Origin of the sequence: Pseudomonas sp. (assembly GCF_035512415.1) — a bacterium.
Lineage (GTDB): Bacteria > Pseudomonadota > Gammaproteobacteria > Pseudomonadales > Pseudomonadaceae > Aquipseudomonas.
This window is the reverse complement of the sequence record NZ_DATKDZ010000045.1, coordinates 104,783-121,406: the sequence shown is the minus strand read 5'-3', so window position 1 is coordinate 121,406 and position 16,624 is coordinate 104,783. Positions and strand designations below refer to the sequence as shown.

General features: G+C 60.9%; 17 protein-coding genes. 2 read left to right on the top strand and 15 right to left on the bottom strand.

Features of this window, described 5'->3' with window-relative positions; genetic code table 11:
* Positions 1-7: 7 nt before the first annotated feature.
* From VMP31_RS22940 to VMP31_RS22885, 12 genes are all read right to left on the bottom strand, one after another.
* Positions 8-364, bottom strand: coding sequence for a PilZ domain-containing protein (locus tag VMP31_RS22940; protein WP_325510092.1), 357 nt, complete (start codon positions 362-364; stop codon positions 8-10).
* 35 nt (positions 365-399) lie between these two features.
* Positions 400-1,386, bottom strand: a complete 987-nt coding sequence (locus tag VMP31_RS22935; protein ID WP_325510090.1) for a DNA polymerase III subunit delta' — start codon at positions 1,384-1,386, stop codon at positions 400-402.
* Positions 1,379-2,014 (bottom strand): dTMP kinase, encoded by a 636-nt coding sequence (gene tmk / locus VMP31_RS22930; protein ID WP_325510088.1) that lies wholly within the window; start codon positions 2,012-2,014, stop codon positions 1,379-1,381. The genes VMP31_RS22935 and tmk overlap by 8 nt, the downstream gene beginning before the upstream one ends.
* Positions 2,015-2,023: 9 nt before the next feature.
* Positions 2,024-3,076 (bottom strand): endolytic transglycosylase MltG, encoded by a 1,053-nt coding sequence (mltG, locus tag VMP31_RS22925; RefSeq protein ID WP_325510086.1) that lies wholly within the window; start codon positions 3,074-3,076, stop codon positions 2,024-2,026.
* 3 nt (positions 3,077-3,079) lie between these two features.
* The gene (gene pabC, locus VMP31_RS22920; protein ID WP_325510084.1) at positions 3,080-3,895 is read right to left on the bottom strand and encodes an aminodeoxychorismate lyase; all 816 of its coding nucleotides are present in this window, start codon (positions 3,893-3,895) and stop codon (positions 3,080-3,082) included.
* A complete protein-coding gene (gene fabF, locus VMP31_RS22915) occupies positions 3,895-5,139 on the bottom strand; it encodes a beta-ketoacyl-ACP synthase II (RefSeq protein WP_325510082.1) in 1,245 nt (414 codons plus the stop codon). The genes pabC and fabF overlap by 1 nt, the downstream gene beginning before the upstream one ends.
* Positions 5,140-5,244: 105 nt before the next feature.
* Positions 5,245-5,478 (bottom strand): acyl carrier protein, encoded by a 234-nt coding sequence (gene acpP / locus VMP31_RS22910; protein ID WP_058066290.1) that lies wholly within the window; start codon positions 5,476-5,478, stop codon positions 5,245-5,247.
* A gap of 198 nt (positions 5,479-5,676) precedes the next feature.
* Positions 5,677-6,420 (bottom strand): 3-oxoacyl-ACP reductase FabG, encoded by a 744-nt coding sequence (gene fabG, locus VMP31_RS22905; protein ID WP_275961423.1) that lies wholly within the window; start codon positions 6,418-6,420, stop codon positions 5,677-5,679.
* A 15-nt stretch (positions 6,421-6,435) separates the two neighbouring features.
* Complete coding sequence (fabD, locus tag VMP31_RS22900; RefSeq protein ID WP_325510079.1) at positions 6,436-7,374, bottom strand: ACP S-malonyltransferase; 939 nt, start codon at positions 7,372-7,374, stop codon at positions 6,436-6,438.
* A gap of 104 nt (positions 7,375-7,478) precedes the next feature.
* Positions 7,479-8,489, bottom strand: coding sequence for a phosphate acyltransferase PlsX (gene plsX / locus VMP31_RS22895; protein WP_325510077.1), 1,011 nt, complete (start codon positions 8,487-8,489; stop codon positions 7,479-7,481).
* Between the two features lie 3 nt (positions 8,490-8,492).
* A complete protein-coding gene (gene rpmF, locus VMP31_RS22890) occupies positions 8,493-8,675 on the bottom strand; it encodes a 50S ribosomal protein L32 (RefSeq protein ID WP_325510075.1) in 183 nt (60 codons plus the stop codon).
* 13 nt (positions 8,676-8,688) lie between these two features.
* The gene (locus VMP31_RS22885; RefSeq protein ID WP_325510073.1) at positions 8,689-9,216 is read right to left on the bottom strand and encodes a YceD family protein; all 528 of its coding nucleotides are present in this window, start codon (positions 9,214-9,216) and stop codon (positions 8,689-8,691) included.
* A 203-nt stretch (positions 9,217-9,419) separates the two neighbouring features.
* Between VMP31_RS22885 and VMP31_RS22880 the strand changes: the two genes are divergently transcribed.
* A complete protein-coding gene (locus tag VMP31_RS22880) occupies positions 9,420-9,998 on the top strand; it encodes a nucleoside triphosphate pyrophosphatase (protein ID WP_325510071.1) in 579 nt (192 codons plus the stop codon).
* Between the two features lie 49 nt (positions 9,999-10,047).
* On the opposite strand, the gene VMP31_RS22875 is transcribed toward VMP31_RS22880, so the two are convergent.
* From VMP31_RS22875 to rluC, 3 genes are read right to left on the bottom strand one after another with little or no spacing between them, the layout of a single operon-like run.
* Entirely contained in the window at positions 10,048-11,028 is a 981-nt protein-coding gene (locus tag VMP31_RS22875) for a S49 family peptidase (protein WP_325510069.1), read from the bottom strand.
* Positions 11,018-11,743 carry an HAD-IA family hydrolase gene (locus tag VMP31_RS22870; protein ID WP_325510067.1) on the bottom strand — a complete coding sequence of 242 codons (726 nt, stop codon included), beginning with the start codon at positions 11,741-11,743 and terminating at the stop codon, positions 11,018-11,020. Before VMP31_RS22870 ends, VMP31_RS22875 begins: the two co-directional genes overlap by 11 nt.
* Positions 11,736-12,689, bottom strand: coding sequence for a 23S rRNA pseudouridine(955/2504/2580) synthase RluC (gene rluC / locus VMP31_RS22865; RefSeq protein WP_325510065.1), 954 nt, complete (start codon positions 12,687-12,689; stop codon positions 11,736-11,738). Before rluC ends, VMP31_RS22870 begins: the two co-directional genes overlap by 8 nt.
* Positions 12,690-13,268: 579 nt before the next feature.
* Here rluC and rne point away from each other — a divergent pair.
* On the top strand, positions 13,269-16,448 hold the full coding sequence (rne, locus tag VMP31_RS22860) for a ribonuclease E (RefSeq protein ID WP_325510063.1): 3,180 nt from the start codon (positions 13,269-13,271) through the stop codon (positions 16,446-16,448).
* Positions 16,449-16,624 lie beyond the last annotated feature (176 nt).

The following is a 16,624-nucleotide window of genomic DNA, read 5'->3' as shown; positions in this document are numbered from 1 at the left end:
ACGGCTATTACATCGTGTGGGTCGGACGATCCGAGGTCAGCGCACCGGCCAGGTAGGTTTCGATCTTGTTGCGCGCGCTGTTGTCGCCATCATTGAACTGCACGCCGACACCCGCGGCGCGGTTGCCCTGGGCACCCTTGGGGGTGATCCAGACCACCTTGCCGGCGACCGGGATCTTTTCCGGCTCATCCATCAGGTTGAGCAGCATGAACACTTCATCGCCGAGCTTGTAGTTCTTGTTGGTCGGGATAAACAGGCCGCCATTCTTGATAAAGGGCATATAAGCGGCATAGAGCACAGACTTGTCCTTGATGGTCAGGGACAAGATCCCGTTACGCGGGCCCAAGTTAGGAGGCAGACTCATGCGGCATTCCTGAATTTATGACTCAATGACCGATTCTAGCCCGGTCCGGGCAGGCTTGCCCACTGCACCAGCAAGGCTTCGAGAAGCAAGACACGGTTGAGATTGGCCTTGCCCATGACTTTCTGCCGCTGCGCGAGCAACCAATCCTGCATCTTCAGCACCTTGGCTTGCGGGGTTTTGTCCGCCAGATACTGCACCACCTTGCGCATATCGGCATGGCCCAGCCCTTCTTCATCGCGGGTCAACTGGTAGCGCAGCATCAACTGCGACCACTGGCTGAACCAGTCGAACAGCAACTGCAGGGACACCGCATTCCAGCTTTCCGCCAGCTGGCTGGGGGCGATCTGCTGCTTGAGCAGCTTCTTCACCCCCTCCACCACCTGTACGCGCTGGGCGCTAACGCCCTGCTCATGCATGCGCAGCGCAGCCAGTGGCGAACCCGCCGCCAGAAACAGCAGCTCGTGATGCTCCTCTACGCTGCACGCCGGCAAGGCTTTGGCCAGCCATTCCAGGCTGGCGGCCTCGCCAGGCAGAGGGCAGGCCTGCTGCACACAGCGACTCTTGACCGTCGGCAACAGACGGCTGGGCTGGTGACTGACCAAGAGCAGTACGGTATTGCCGGAAGGTTCCTCCAGGCTTTTCAGCAAGGCATTGGCGGCATTCAGATTCATCGACTCGGCAGGCTCGACCAGCACCACCTTGCGCCCGGCCAGTTGCGCGGTCTGCACCACGAAACTGACCAGGTCACGCACCTGATCGACCTTGATCGCCTTGTCGGCCTCTTCCGGCTCGAGGATGTAATTATCCGGATGGGTGCCAGCTGCCAGCAGATGGCAGGACTTGCACTGGCCGCAAGCGTCCAGCCCGGCGGGCTGCTGGCAGAGCAGACGCGCCATCAAGCGTTCCGCCAGGGCGCGCTTGCCGATCCCGGCCGGCCCATGCAGCAGGTAGGCGTGCGCATGCTGCGTACGCCCGGCCAACTGCTGCCAGAGCGCCTCCTGCCAGGGATAGGCTTCAGCCACGGTGCAGCTCCAGCAATTCCGGCAACAGGGCATCCAGGACATGCTGCACCTGGCTCAGCGACTGTGCGGCATTCAGAATACGGTAGCGTTGCGGTTGCTCGGCAGCGCGGCGCAGATAGGTGCCGCGCACCGCATCGAAGAATTCGCGTCCCTCCTGCTCGAACCGGTCCAGCCGCCCACGGGCGGCCGCCCGCGCCAGCCCAATCTCGATCGGCAGATCGAAAATCAGGGTCAGATCCGGACGCAGCGCACCCTGGACAAAGTCTTCCAGAGCGGCAATACGCGCTGCGGACAAGCCCCGCCCCCCGCCTTGATAGGCATAGGTGGCGTCGGTAAACCGATCGCAAAGCACCACACAACCCCGCGCCAGTGCCGGGCGGATAACGCGCGCCAGGTGCTGGGCACGAGCCGCGAAGACCAGCAGCAGCTCGGTGTCGGCAGCCATATCCTCGTCATCGCTGGGAGTGAGCAGCAACTCGCGAATCCGCTCGGCCAGGGGCGTGCCGCCTGGCTCGCGGGTCAACAGCACATCGATACCCTGGGCACGCAAGCGTTCGGCCAGGTAATCGCGATTGGTACTCTTGCCCGCGCCTTCGGGACCTTCCAGGGTGATAAACAAACCGCTCACAGACTGTCCTTACTGATTATTGGGCGCAACGGGGGCAGGACTCGAACGATAGTCGGCACGCCGCTTGAGCTGGTACTCGCGGACCGCCTGATTATGCTGCTCAAGGGTGCTGGAAAACACATGACTGCCATCGCCACGGGCCACGAAATACAGGCTGTTACCGTCGACGGGATTGAGCGCAGCATTGATCGCCTCGCGGCCGACCAGGGCAATGGGTGTCGGCGGCATGCCGTCGATGGTGTAGGTGTTGTAGGCGGTCGGCTCGCGCAAGTCGGCGCGGGTGATTCTGCCGTTGTAGCGCTCGCCCATACCGTAGATCACCGTGGGATCGGTTTGCAGACGCATGCCGATACGCAGACGCCGCACGAAGACCCCGGCGATTTCGCCACGCTCCTCGGGTACGCCGGTTTCCTTTTCGATCATCGACGCCATGATTAAGGCGTCGTAGGGCTCGCGGTACGGCAAGCCTTCCGCACGTTGCTCCCACTCCTCGGCCAGCACCTGCTCCAGGCGGGTATGGGCCTGCTTGAGCAGGTCGAGATCGCTCATGCCGCGGACAAATCGGTAGGTGTCAGGAAAGAAGCGCCCCTCCGGGTTGAGCCCGGGCAGGCCGAGGCGCTCCATCAGCTGTGCATCGCTCAGGTCACTCAAGGCCAGCTCGAGGCGGGTTTCCCGGGCCAGGGCGGCGCGCACCTGGCGAAAATTCCAGCCTTCGACCAGGGTCAGGCTGTACTGCAGCACCTCGCCACGCCGCCACATGTTCAGCATGTCGAGCGCCTTGAGGCCTGGTGTCAGCCGATATTCACCACTGTGCAACGGCTGGTTGCGCAGATTGAAGCGCCAGTACAAGCGTAACCAGAGGGCACCGTCGAGCACGCCATCGGCCTCGAGGCGATTGAGCACTCCGCCAGGCGTAGCGCCGGCCGCCACCTCGACCAGGTATTCGTCGGAAATCGTCAGGGGCTGGTGCAAGGCCGTGTGCTGCTGCCAGGCGACAAACGCCACAAGCAGGCCAGCCAACAGCACTGCGCCTTCCAGCAGCAGCAAAAATTTGCGTATCACGAATCAGCAGTCCAGTAGATCGCGGGCAATGACCTGCAGTTTACGGGTGAGCGGGCCGAGCGGCCAGTCATGCGTGAGCAGGCTGCGAACCGGCCAGACGCCGTAGAGGCTATTACAGAGAAATACTTCGTCAGCAGCCAGCAGTTCGGCGTAGCTGATATCGCGCACCTGGCACTCGATGCCCAGCGCCACGGCTTGGGCCAGCAGCTCGGCGCGCATCACCCCGGCCACCCCGCAGCGCGACAGGTCCGCGGTGATCAACACCCCGCCCCTGGCGATAAACAGGTTGCTGTAAACCCCCTCAATCACCCGCCCAGCCCCATCCAGCATCAGGCCTTCGGCATGTTCGGCGTCGCGCCACTCGCCGCGCGCCAACACCTGTTCGAGACGATTGAGGTGCTTCAAGCCGGCCAGCACAGGCTGTTCGGCCAGACGCGTGGCGCAGGGAAACAGACGCACCCCCTGCGCAGCATGGGCGGCCGGATAACTCGGCTTGGGATTGCCCAGCAGCAGGCGTCGCGGCTGCGCCGGTTGTGGCGGCGCATAGCCGCGCAAGCCATCGCCCCGGGTCAGGATCAGCTTGGCCACGCCATCGCCGAGTTGCCGGCTGAACGCCAGCAACTCGGCCCTGAGCAGCGGCAGGTCGAGCGGGATATGCAGTCGCGCACACCCCTCACTCAATCTCGCCAGATGACGCTCCAGCAGAGAAGGTTGCCCCGCCGTAATGGCGATGGTCTCAAACAGACCATCGCCATAGGCCAAACCGCGATCCTGGACGGATAGCAGCTCGGCCGGCTGACCGTCGATCCAGCTCAGCATCAGTCGGCGAACCGACGGAACACCAGCGAGCCATTGGTACCGCCGAAACCGAAGGAGTTGGACAGCGCCACCTCAATCGGCATGGCCTTGGCCTGATGCGCGACGAAGTCGAGATCACAGCCCTCGTCCGGGTTATCCAGGTTGATGGTCGGCGGAGCGACCTGATCACGGATGGCCAGCACGCTGAAAATCGCCTCCACCGCACCGGCAGCGCCGAGCAGGTGACCGGTCATGGACTTGGTCGAGCTGACCGCCAGCCTGTAGGCGTGCTCGCCGAATACCGACTTCAGCGCCGCCACTTCCGCCTTGTCGCCAGCCGAAGTCGAAGTGCCATGGGCATTGATGTACTGCACCTGCTCGGGATTCAGCCTGGCGTCGCGTAGAGCATTGACCATGCAGCGCGCCGCGCCTGCACCGTCGTCCGGCGGCGAAGTCATATGGTAGGCGTCGCCACTCATACCGAAGCCGATTAGCTCGGCATAGATATGCGCGCCACGGGCCTTGGCATGTTCCAGCTCTTCCAGTACCAGGGCACCGGCACCGTCGGACAGGACGAAACCATCACGGTCCTTGTCCCAGGGGCGACTGGCCCGGGTCGGGTCATCATTGCGGGTCGACATGGCCCGTGCAGCGGCGAAGCCACCCAGCCCCAGACCGCAGGCGGCCATTTCGGCACCGCCGGCCACCATCACATCGGCCTCGCCGTACATGATGTTGCGCGCCGCCATGCCAATGCAGTGGGTACCGGTGGTACAGGCTGTGGCGATGGCGTAGTTGGGTCCCTGCAAGCCGAGGTGGATCGACAGGAAACCGGAAATCATATTGATGATCGAGCCCGGCACGAAGAACGGCGAAATGCGCCGTGGCCCCTGCTCGATCAACGACTTGCAGTTGTTCTCGATATTGGTCAGGCCGCCAATACCCGAACCCATGGCCACGCCAATGCGCTCGCGATTGGCATCGGTCACTTCCAGCCCGGAATCGCGCATCGCCTGAAAGCTCGCGGCCAGACCGTACTGAATAAACAAATCGAGTTTGCGTGCCTCTTTGGCGGTCAGGTATTGCTCGACATCAAAGTCCTTGACCGAGCCACCGATACGGGTGGAAAAGGCCGAAAGGTCCATATGATCAAGCAGGCCGATACCACTACGCCCGGCCAAAATGCCCTGCCAACTGCTCGGCACATCGTTACCCAGCGGCGACAACATGCCCATACCGGTAACCACGACGCGTCTACGCGACACAGCAATCTCCTTTTCTAGTTTGCAACGCTTGCAATGCGCTTAAAGAAAAGCCGCACACCCGAGAAGGGAGTGCGGCTTTTCCGAGTCGGGAAACGACGATTGCGTTTACGCGTGCGCGGTAACGTAGTCGATAGCTTCCTGAACGGTGGTGATCTTCTCAGCTTGCTCGTCCGGGATCTCGGTCTCGAATTCTTCTTCGAGAGCCATCACCAGCTCAACGGTATCAAGGGAGTCGGCACCCAGGTCTTCAACGAAGGAAGCGCTGTTGGTGACTTCTTCTTCCTTAACGCCCAGCTGCTCGGCAACGATTTTCTTGACGCGTTCTTCGATGGTGCTCATACGTTGTTCTCACTCCTAATGGGACAAATCCAGGCCACTGTATCTGCGGCCAAGTGTATAGAAAGGGTTTTTAGCATTTCAAGCTGAATGCCGGGGTGCCCCCAGGAACACTTCAACGATCTGTCTATAAACCTGTTGCAGCTTTATAACGGATTTTAGACAACATCTATGACAGTTTTCTGAAGGCATCCGTCACATTTAGCTCATATACATCCCGCCGTTCACAGGGATAGTAGCCCCTGTGACGTAAGCCGCGCCATCAGAAGCGAGGAAAGCGACCACTTTAGCGATCTCTTCGGCCTGCCCCAAACGGCCCAGCGGAATCTGAGTAAGCAGCGCATCACGCTGTGCTTCCGGCAGTTCACGGGTCATATCGGTGTCGATAAAACCTGGCGCTACGGCATTCACGGTAATTGCCCGCGAACCAACTTCACGCGCCAGCGCACGACCGAAACCTTCCAGCCCGGCCTTGGCCGCAGCATAGTTCACCTGGCCGGCGTTGCCCATGGCTCCGACCACCGAACCGATATTGATGATGCGCCCGTAACGCGCCTTGGTCATGCCGCGCAGTACGGCCTTGGTCAGCCGGTACAGGCTGCTAAGGTTGGTGTTGATGACATCGAACCATTCGTCGTCTTTCATCCGCAGCATCAGGTTATCGCGGGTGATGCCGGCGTTGTTGACCAGGATCAACGGCTGACCAAGATGTTGCTGGATGTGCTCAAGAGTGCTGGCAACAGACTCGCTGTCACTGACATCGAGTACCAGACCGGCACCTTCGATGCCATTGGCTTTCAGGGTTTCGGCGATACGCTCGGCCCCCGAAGCGGAGGTCGCGGTACCTATTACCACAGCGCCTTGACGACCCAGTTCCAGGGCAATTGCCTGGCCAATGCCACGGCTCGCGCCGGTGACCAATGCAACCTTACCTTGCAGGCTCATAGCGTTTCTCCTTAATCAGACCAGGGTCGCCCGCGCGGCAGCGAAGGCGTCCGGGGTGTCCAGGTTATGGGTATTGATACCTTTGACGCAGCGCTTGTTCAAACCGGACAGAACCTTGCCCGGGCCGCATTCGACCAGATCGGTGACACCCTGGCCCGCCAGGCAGACCATGGACTCGACCCAGCGAACCGGACTGTACAACTGCGCCAGCAAATCGCGTTTGAGGCTTTCAAGATCGGTCACCACCGCAGCACTGACGTTCTGCACCAGGGCAATCTGCGGAGTCTGCCAGTCAATGGCCGCCACCGCCTCGGCAAAGCTTTCGGCCGCCGGGCGCATCAACGCGCAGTGCGAAGGCACGCTCACCGGCAGCGGCATGGCACGCTTGGCACCACGCGCCTTGCAGGCCTCAATGGCGCGCGCCACGGCGGCAGCACCACCGGCGATCACCACCTGCCCCGGGGCATTGAAGTTCACCGCGCTGACCACTTCACCTTGCGCCGCTTCGGCGCAGGCGGCCAGCACATCGGCATCGTCCAGCCCGAGAATAGCGGCCATGCCGCCCTGCCCGGCCGGTACGGCCTGCTGCATCAACTGCCCGCGGTGTTCGACCAGCTTTACCCCGGCCGCCAGAGACAGGCTACCGGCAGCGACCAGGGCGGAATACTCACCCAGGCTGTGACCGGCGACAAAGGCCGGACGCGCACCACCTTCGGCCAGCCACAAGCGCCAGAGCGCGACGGAGGCAGCCAGGATCGCTGGCTGGGTCTTGTCGGTCTGATTGAGTTGTTCTTCAGGGCCCTGCTGGGTCAGCGTCCAGAGGTCGTAGCCCAGAGCCTCGGAGGCCTCGGTAAAGGTATCGAGAATCAACGGCTGCTGTGCGCCGTGCTCGGCCAACATCGCCAGGGACTGCGAGCCCTGACCCGGAAAGACGAATGCGAGAGATGCAGACATGGAAACCTGTTCCTAATGATCTTGATCGTCGGAAATTTACACCTGGCCTAGCCAAGCGCAACAAACTGACAGTTGGATGACAGGCCGACCGTCGCGGTCACATCCTAAAGCAAGTGTTCGCCCAGGCGACCATGCAAGCGTTGCGGCAGATTTTCCTCAATCTCCGCCAAAGCTCGGCGAATGGCGCTTTTAAAACCGTCAGGCCCGGCAGAACCATGGCTTTTCACCACGATGCCCTGCAAGCCGACAAAACTCGCCCCATTGTGCTCTGCCGGGGCCAGGTCGCCCCGTAGGCGACGCAGCAACGGCAATGCCAGCAACCCCACCAGGCGCGCCGCCAGGCTCGACTTGAACAGCGCCTCGATGCGCAGGGCAATCATGCTGGCGAGGCCCTCGCTGGACTTGAGCAGGATATTGCCAACAAAGCCGTCGCAGACCACCACATCGGCCTCGCCGCGGTACAAGCCATCGCCTTCGATAAAGCCGATATAGTTCAGGCCCTCGGCCGCCTGCAGCAGGCTCGCCGCCAGCTTGACCTGCTGATTGCCCTTGATGTCCTCAGTACCAACATTAAGCAGTGCCACCCGAGGACGCACCGTGCCCAGGGCCTCGGCGGTGACCGACCCCATCACCGCGAACTGATAGAGGTGCTCGGCACTGCAGTCGACATTGGCACCCAGATCGAGCAAATGACAGAAACCCGTCTGCGTCGGAATAGCCGTAACCATAGCCGGGCGATCGATGCCGGGCAGGGTTTTCAGCACATAACGCGACAGGGCCATCAAGGCACCGGTATTGCCGGCACTGACGCAGGCCTGGACCGCGCCACTGCGCAGCAACTCCAGACCCACCCGCATCGAGGAGTCGGGCTTGCCGCGCAGGGCCTGCGCCGGCCGCTCATCCATCTCGATCACTTCAGCCGCCGGCTCAACACGCAGGCGTGCACGATCGACACCCGGGTAACGGGCAATCAAAGGTTCGAGGAGAGAGGGTTGGCCGACGAGGACCAGGTGCAACGAGGGGTATTCGGCCAGGCAGGCAATGCAGGCCGGAACAATGCAGTGGGGACCGAAGTCCCCACCCATTGCATCAATCGCGATGATCGGAGCGGACAAGATTTACTCGTCAGCGCCCTTGTCGATCACTTTACGACCACGGTAAACGCCTTCTGGCGATACGTGGTGACGCAGGTGAATTTCACCGGTGGTTTTCTCGACGGACAGGGTGCTGCCTTCGAGAGCATCGTGCGAACGACGCATGTCACGGGCGGAACGGGATTTTTTGTTCTGCTGAACAGCCATAACTAATTAACTCCTAAACGTTTGGGTCACGCTTTAACTGCGCCAATACATTGAACGGGTTGGACCGCGTTACCTCGTCCTCGCTCGGCTCGGGCTCATCGAGCCCAGCCGGTTGCTGGCAATCTTTAGGGTCATGAGCCGGGACAATGGGTAAGGCGAGCAACAGCTCCTCCTCGACCAGCGCCAGCAGATCCAATGGGTCTTCACCCAGCTCCAGCACGTCATAGCCTTGCGGCACGGACTGGGTATTCGCTCCCTCTTTCACCACGGCGTAATCACACTCGCTATGGATCGGCAGAACGACCAAGTCCAGACAACGCTGGCATACCATCTTGACCTCAACCACAAGCTCGCTATGGATAACCACGGCATTACGCTCGTCACGCTCGAAGAAAAACTTCGCACGCACCACGCCTTGGTTATCGGCAAGTGGCTCGCAGAGTCGCGGCAAATCGGCCAGTAGCAAATCACCCTCAAGGGTGGCGCCACGATCAGCAAGTTTGCGCGGATCAACGTGAGGTGGAATCGGTGCATTTGACATAGGCGGCGCATTCTAGGGATGCGACCCGCCGCTGTCAAAGGAAATTCGGCCTGTCCAGCATCTGCCACCGCCGTTAAAATCGCCGCCTTAACCTGAAGTCACGCAGTGACGACCTCCTTGACGCTTTCCCCCTCCACAAGAAGGTGGCGCGAAGCGCCGAATAAGGGAGGCGAGCGCGCCCGCTACCACGAAAGGAAAACAATATGCTGCCCCTGGTGCTCGCATCCAGCTCGCCCTATAGACGTGAACTGCTCGCCCGCCTGCGCCTGCCCTTCAGCTGTTGCGCCCCGGATATCGACGAGTCCCGCCAAACAGATGAAAGCGCAGACAGCCTGGTGCGCCGCCTGTCCCTGGAAAAAGCCCAGGCCCTGCGTAACAGCCACCCCCAACACCTGATTATCGGCTCGGACCAGGTCGCCGTGCTCGGCCAGCAGATTCTCGGCAAGCCGCATAATTTCGAGCGCGCCCGCGAGCAGTTGCTCGCCGCCAGCGGCAACAGCGTCACCTTCCTCACCGGCCTGACCCTGCTCGACAGCCACAGCGGTGTCAGCCAGACCGACTGCATTCCCTTCATCGTGCACTTTCGCCCACTCAGCGACGCCCAGATCACCCGCTACCTGCACGCCGAGCAGCCCTATGACTGCGCCGGCAGCTTCAAGGCCGAAGGCTTGGGCATCAGCCTGTTTCGCAGCACCGAAGGCAGCGACAGCAGCAGCCTGATCGGCCTGCCCCTGATCCGCCTGGTAGACATGCTGCTAGCCGCTGGAATCGATATCCCATAAACAAACAAGCCCGATCAAATGACCGGGCCTGCTCGGAACACAGTAACAATCAGCGCAGCGACGGCCCCTGAAAGCCCATCCACATCGCCACATGCTCGGCAACGCTTGAACCCAGGGTTTTCGCAAAGCGATCCAGCGGCGACTCCTTCAGCGTGAAGTCGACCAGTTCTTTCTCACCAATCACCTCACGCGCCACATAGCTGGTATTGCCCAGCGCATCGATCAAGCCCAGCTGCAGGGCCTGCTCGCCCGACCAGACCAGACCCGAAAACAGTTCCGGGTGCTCGGCATCCTTCAAGCGCTCACCGCGCCCCTGCTTGACGCTGGCAATAAACTGACGATGAGTAGTCTCCAGAACGCCCTGCCAGAACTCGGTCTCTTCGGCCTTTTGCGGCTGGAACGGGTCTAGAAACGCCTTGTGCTCGCCCGAGGTATAGACGCGGCGGTCCACACCCAGCTTCTCCATCACCCCAACAAAGCCAAAGGTTGCCGCAGTCACACCGATGGAACCGACCAGACTGGCCTTGTCGGCATAAATCTCATCAGCCGCGCTGGCGATGTAATAGGCACCCGAAGCCCCCAGATCGGTGATCACCGCATACAGCTTGATCGCCGGGTACTCTGTGCGCAGGCGGCGAATCTCGTCATAGATATAGCCCGACTGCACCGGACTGCCGCCCGGACTGTTGATGCGCAGGATCACGCCCTTGGTATTGGCATCCTCAAACGCCGCCCGCAGGCTGCCGACAATATTATCGGCACTGGCCGACTCCTTGTCGGCAATCACTCCGCGCACCTCGATCACCGCGGTATGCGCGGTGCCACCCCCCGCGCCCTTTTTAATATCGAGCAACGGCGAAAACAGCACCAAAGCACCGAACAGGTAAATAAAGGTCAGCAGCTTGAAGAAAATCCCCCAGCGCCGCGCCCTGCGCTGCTCCTGCACGCCAGCCAGCAAGGTTTTCTCCAGCAGCTTCCAGCTTTTGCCATCGTCATCCGCCGTAGCCGATGCCTTCCATTCATCCGACATGCTCTCTCACCTCAACTGATTGCCCAACCGCACGCCGCTCCAGCCAGGCGCGCAATTCGGTAAAACATTCTATTGCCAGCGTCGGCTGACACTCACGTAACGCCTGCAAAGGCTGAGCGCCATACCCCACCGCCACACAATCCATGCCAGCGCGCTGCGCCATCAACAGATCGAAGGACGAGTCGCCCACCATCAGCGCCTGACTGGCCGCAACACCGCTTTGCGCAAGAATCTCATGCAGCATCAGCGGGTCCGGCTTGCTCGCCGTTTCATCCGCGCAACGACTGTAATCGAAATAATCCAGCCAGCCACGATCAGCCAGCACCCGCTGCAAACCGTGCCGCCCTTTGCCAGTCGCTACCGCCAGACGATAGCCATCGGCACGAAACGCTTCCAAACCTTCGGCCACCCCATGGAACAGCGCCGAAGGCTCGGACTCAAGAGCCAGGTAGTTTTCGCTGTAGCTGTGGCGCAGACGTTGCGCACGAGCCACATCATGCATATCCGGATAAAGGCAACGGATGGCCTCAGGCAAACCCAAGCCGATAATGCCGCGCACCTGCTCATCCGTGCAGCGTGGTAGCTCACAGACATCGGCCGCCATATGCATCGCCGCGACAATCCGACCGATGGAATCGACCAACGTGCCATCCCAATCGAAGATCAGCAGCTGATAGCCACGCTCCTGACAGCCACGCTTCTGAGAGTCAGGCACCGAGACGCTCCACGGTCCGCGCCCACATCTCATCCACCGGAGCCGCCAGCTTCAACTGCCCGCCATCCGGCAGCGGCACCACCAACTCATAGGCATGCAGAAACAGGCGTTTGCCGCCCAGATCGCGAATTTCCTTGGTGAAATCGTCGTCGCCATACTTGCTGTCGCCGGCGATGCAATGCCCAGCATGCTGCGCATGCACACGGATCTGATGGGTACGCCCGGTCACCGGCTTGGCCTCGACCAGAGTGGCGAACTCGCCGAAGCGGCGCAGCACACGGAAGATGGTCAGCGCTTCCTTGCCTTCTGGATTGACCTCGACCATACGCTCGCCGGAACGCAGATTGCTCTTCAGCAAGGGCGCATTAACCTGCTTCTTGGCGGTCGCCCAATGGCCACGCACCAGCGCCATATAACGCTTGTCCACGCCGTCACCGCGCAAAGCTTCATGCAGATGGCGCAACATGCTGCGCTTCTTGGCGATCATCAGCAGGCCGGACGTATCCCGATCCAGGCGATGCACCAGCTCCAGCTCCTTGGCATCGGGGCGCAACTGACGAAAAGCCTCGATGACCCCGTAATTGAGACCACTGCCGCCATGCACGGCAATACCGGCGGGCTTGTTGAGCACAATCAGGGCTTTGTCTTCATAGACAATGGCCGCCTCCAGGCGCTGCAACAAACCCTGAGCTAGGGGCTCGGGCTCGTCACGCTCAGCCAAGCGTAGCGGCGGCACGCGAATGATATCGCCGGCCTGGAGCTTGTACTCGGGCTTGATCCGGCCCTTGTTTACCCGCACTTCGCCTTTGCGCAAAATGCGGTAAATCAAGGTCTTGGGCACGCCTTTGAGCTGGGTGCGAAGAAAGTTATCGATGCGCTGGCCGGCAAGTTCCGGCGCAACCTCAAGTAGCTGAACGCCAGAGGTTGGAGAGGTAGGAGTCGTCATCGCGCAATCATAACAATTTTTTATGGATTTGAAGCACTTAATCATTGCTGCTATAGTCGGGACGCCGCCAAAAGCGGCCTGGTTTGCGGATGATCGCCAAAACTGCCATCCCCAACCAACGCAACCCTTTCTGGACGCGAGGCCGTCCGACGGGTTATTCGCAGAAAGTAAGGTCGCCAAGACCGCGAACAACTCGGAAATAAAGCCTTCAAGCCATGACGCGCGACCTTCCCCTTTGGACGGCCGCGGTAATAGTTAACCCGCTGCGGATTTTCGCGAGCGGCACCCGATTTTCAGCGATACGTGTAGGGTGGAGATGTACAACTGTCGGTCCGCGTAGCAATTGCTTTACACCAAGACGCTTTATCTCGTCCGCTACCGACAGCTGATTCCTCCTCCTGACTTAGTGCTTTCTGTCACAACAGCGAGCAGGAGACGTCCGTCGCGGCCCAGCCCAACTGGCTGATTGCCGCTCGACAATGGAACGCTTTACGACCGTTCTAGACGCGCCTGACACCGACCCTGAAGTCGTGTGTGCCGAACGCCGCTTCCGCCAGCACCGGAAACCGACGGTACTACATGAAAAGAATGCTGATTAACGCAACTCAACCCGAAGAGTTGCGTGTCGCCCTGGTAGATGGGCAGAAACTCTACGACCTGGACATCGAGTCCGGTGCCCGTGAGCAGAAAAAATCCAACATCTACAAAGGCAAGATCACCCGCGTAGAACCCAGCCTCGAAGCCGCCTTCGTTGACTTTGGCTCGGAACGCCACGGCTTTCTGCCACTCAAAGAAATCTCCCGCGAATACTTCAGCAAGGCCCCCGAAGGCCGCGTCAATATCAAGGACGTGCTCAGGGAAGGTCAGGAAGTCATCGTTCAGGTCGAGAAAGAAGAGCGTGGCAACAAGGGCGCTGCCCTGACCACCTTTATCAGCCTGGCCGGTCGCTACCTGGTGCTGATGCCGAACAACCCGCGTGCCGGTGGCATTTCCCGCCGCATCGAAGGCGAAGAGCGCAATGAACTGCGCGAAGCGCTGAATGGCCTGGTCGCACCGAGCGATATGGGCCTGATCGTGCGCACTGCCGGCCTCGGCCGTAGCAGCGAAGAAATGCAGTGGGACCTGGATTACCTGCTGCAGCTGTGGACCGCTATTAAAGAAGCCTCGCTGGACCGCGCCGCGCCTTTCCTGATCTACCAGGAAAGCAACGTGATCATCCGCGCCATCCGCGACTACCTGCGCCAGGACATCGGCGAAGTGCTGGTCGACAGCATCGAAGCCCAGCAGGAAGCCCTGAGTTTCATCAACCAGGTGATGCCGCAGTACGCCAGCAAGATCAAGCTGTATGAAGACAGCGTGCCGCTGTTCAACCGTTTCCAGATCGAAAGCCAGATCGAAACCGCCTTCCAGCGCGAGGTGAAACTGCCGTCCGGTGGCTCCATCGTTATCGACCCGACCGAAGCCCTGGTGTCCATCGACATCAACTCGGCCCGTGCGACCAAAGGCAGCGACATCGAAGAAACCGCCCTGCAGACCAACCTGGAAGCGGCCGAAGAAATCGCCCGTCAGCTGCGCCTGCGTGACATCGGCGGCCTGATCGTCATCGACTTTATCGACATGACCCCGGCCAAGAACCAGCGCGCCGTGGAAGAAAAAGTCCGCGAAAGCCTGGAAGCCGACCGCGCCCGCGTACAGGTCGGTCGTATCTCGCGCTTCGGCCTGCTGGAAATGTCGCGTCAGCGCCTGCGTCCGTCCCTGGGTGAAAGCAGCGGTATCGTCTGCCCACGCTGCAATGGTCAGGGCATCATCCGCGACGTCGAATCGCTGTCGCTGGCAATTCTGCGGCTGATCGAAGAAGAAGCCCTGAAAGACCGCACTGCTGAAGTTCGCGCACAAGTGCCAATTCCAGTTGCAGCCTTCCTGCTCAACGAAAAACGTAACTCGATCACCAAGACCGAACTGCGTACCCGTGCGCGCATCGTTATCGTGCCGAACGATCACCTGGAAACCCCGCACTTCGAAGTCACCCGCATCCGTGACGACAGCCCGGAAGCTCAGTCCACTCAATCCAGCTATGAAATGGCGACCATTGAAGTGGAAGAAGAAAAGCAGGCCGCCGCAACGCGCACCCTGGTTCGCCAGGAAGCCGCGATCAAGACCGCGCCGCAGCGTACTGCACCGACCCCTACCCCGACTGAAGCCGTTGCCGTTCAGCCTGTTACTGCCGCTGCCGAGCCAAGCCTGTTCAAGGGTCTGGTCAAGTCGTTAGTCAGCCTGTTCGCCGGCAAGGAAGAAGAAAAGCCTGCCGTCGTCGAGAAGAAAACCAGCGAACGCCCGCAGCGCAGCGATGAGCGCCGCAACGGTCGCCAGCAGAACCGCAGCCGTGGTGGTCGCAACAACGAAGAGCGCAAGCCGCGCGAAGAGCGTGCACCACGTGAGGACCGCGCCCCACGCGAAGAACGCCAGCCGCGTGTAGCCCGTGAAGAACGTGCGCCCCGTGAAGAACGCGCTCCGCGCGAAGAGCGTGCCCCGCGTGAAGAACGCAGCCCACGCGAGGTCGTCGAGGTTCGTGAGCCACAGGAAGTGCGTCAATCCCGCCCGCCACGTGAAGAGCGCCAACCACGCGAGCGCAAGCCCCGCGAAGAGCGTCAACCACGTGAACTGCGTGAGCCGCTGGATGCCGCACAAGGCGACAGCCCAACCGTAAGCGAAGAAGTCCGTGCCGAACGTCCGCAACGCGAACCGCGCCAGCCGCGTGCACCGCGTGAAGAACGCCAGCCGCGTGCCGAACAGGCCGCAGCTGCCGCCGACGAGGAAGTACTGAACACTGAAGAAGCTCTGCAGGACGATGAACAGGAAGGCAGCGAAGGTGGCGATCGCCCACGTCGCCGCTCCCGTGGTCAGCGTCGTCGCAGCAATCGTCGCGAGCGTCAGAACGATGCTAACGGCAACCCGATCGAAGGCAGCGAAGAAGCCGGCGAAGAAAGCAGCGAAGAGGCCGGCACCCCGGTACTGGTAAGCACAGCAGTCACGGCCGCAGTTGCCGATACCGCGTCCAGCGCCGTAGAAACCAGCCCGAGCGCAGCCATCGAGCAGCCAGGCGAAACCGCTCCGGTAGCCCAGGTCGTAACAGAAACCGTAGAAGCCGAAACCGCAGCAGCAGTTGCGCACGTTAGCGAAGCCGCTGAAGTGGTTGAAGCGCCTACAGTGACGGCTGAAGTGACCGAAGTAGCAGCCGAAACTGTCGACAGCCCCATCGTCGAGGCGCAGGCACCTGTCGCGAGCAACGAAGTCGAGCCCACTGTTGCAGCGCCCGCTGCTGTAGAGGAAACGGCTCCGGTAGCCGTGGAACAGGCTGAAGTAGCTGCACCAGTGATCGTCGAAGCCGAGCCGGTTGTGGCAGCCGCCGCCGAAGAAGCACCGGCCGTGGTCGTTAGCAGCAGCGGTCGCGCACCTAACGATCCGCGCGAAGTGCGTCGTCGTCAGCGTGAAGCCGAACGCCTTGCCCGTGAAGCGGCCGAAGCCCCAGCCGCTGTGCAGGTCGAAGCTGCTGCACCCGTAGCGGAAGAGCCGATTGCCGAAGCCGTAGTTGAAACTGCAGCCGAAGCACCTGCGAGCATCGAAGCAGTCGAGCCCAAGGCCGAAGCCGCAGTGCAAGCAGAAGCAGACGCAGAAGTAAGCCAGGAGCCGCAAAGCTCGCTGTTTACTGAAGTAGAAGCTGACGAGCAGGATAAAGAAGCGGTCAAACCGCAGATCTGATCCACTCGGCAATAAAAAATTGCCTGGAGCAGTTTTTAACGTCGCGTAGCGACGGCCCGCAGGGTAGCTGCCAGGGATGGCGAGCTATAAAAAAGGGGATGCTTCGGCATCCCCTTTTGCGTTCTAACTTTTATTACAGCGCGATCAATACACTGTTCGCTGCCTGCCGCCAAAAC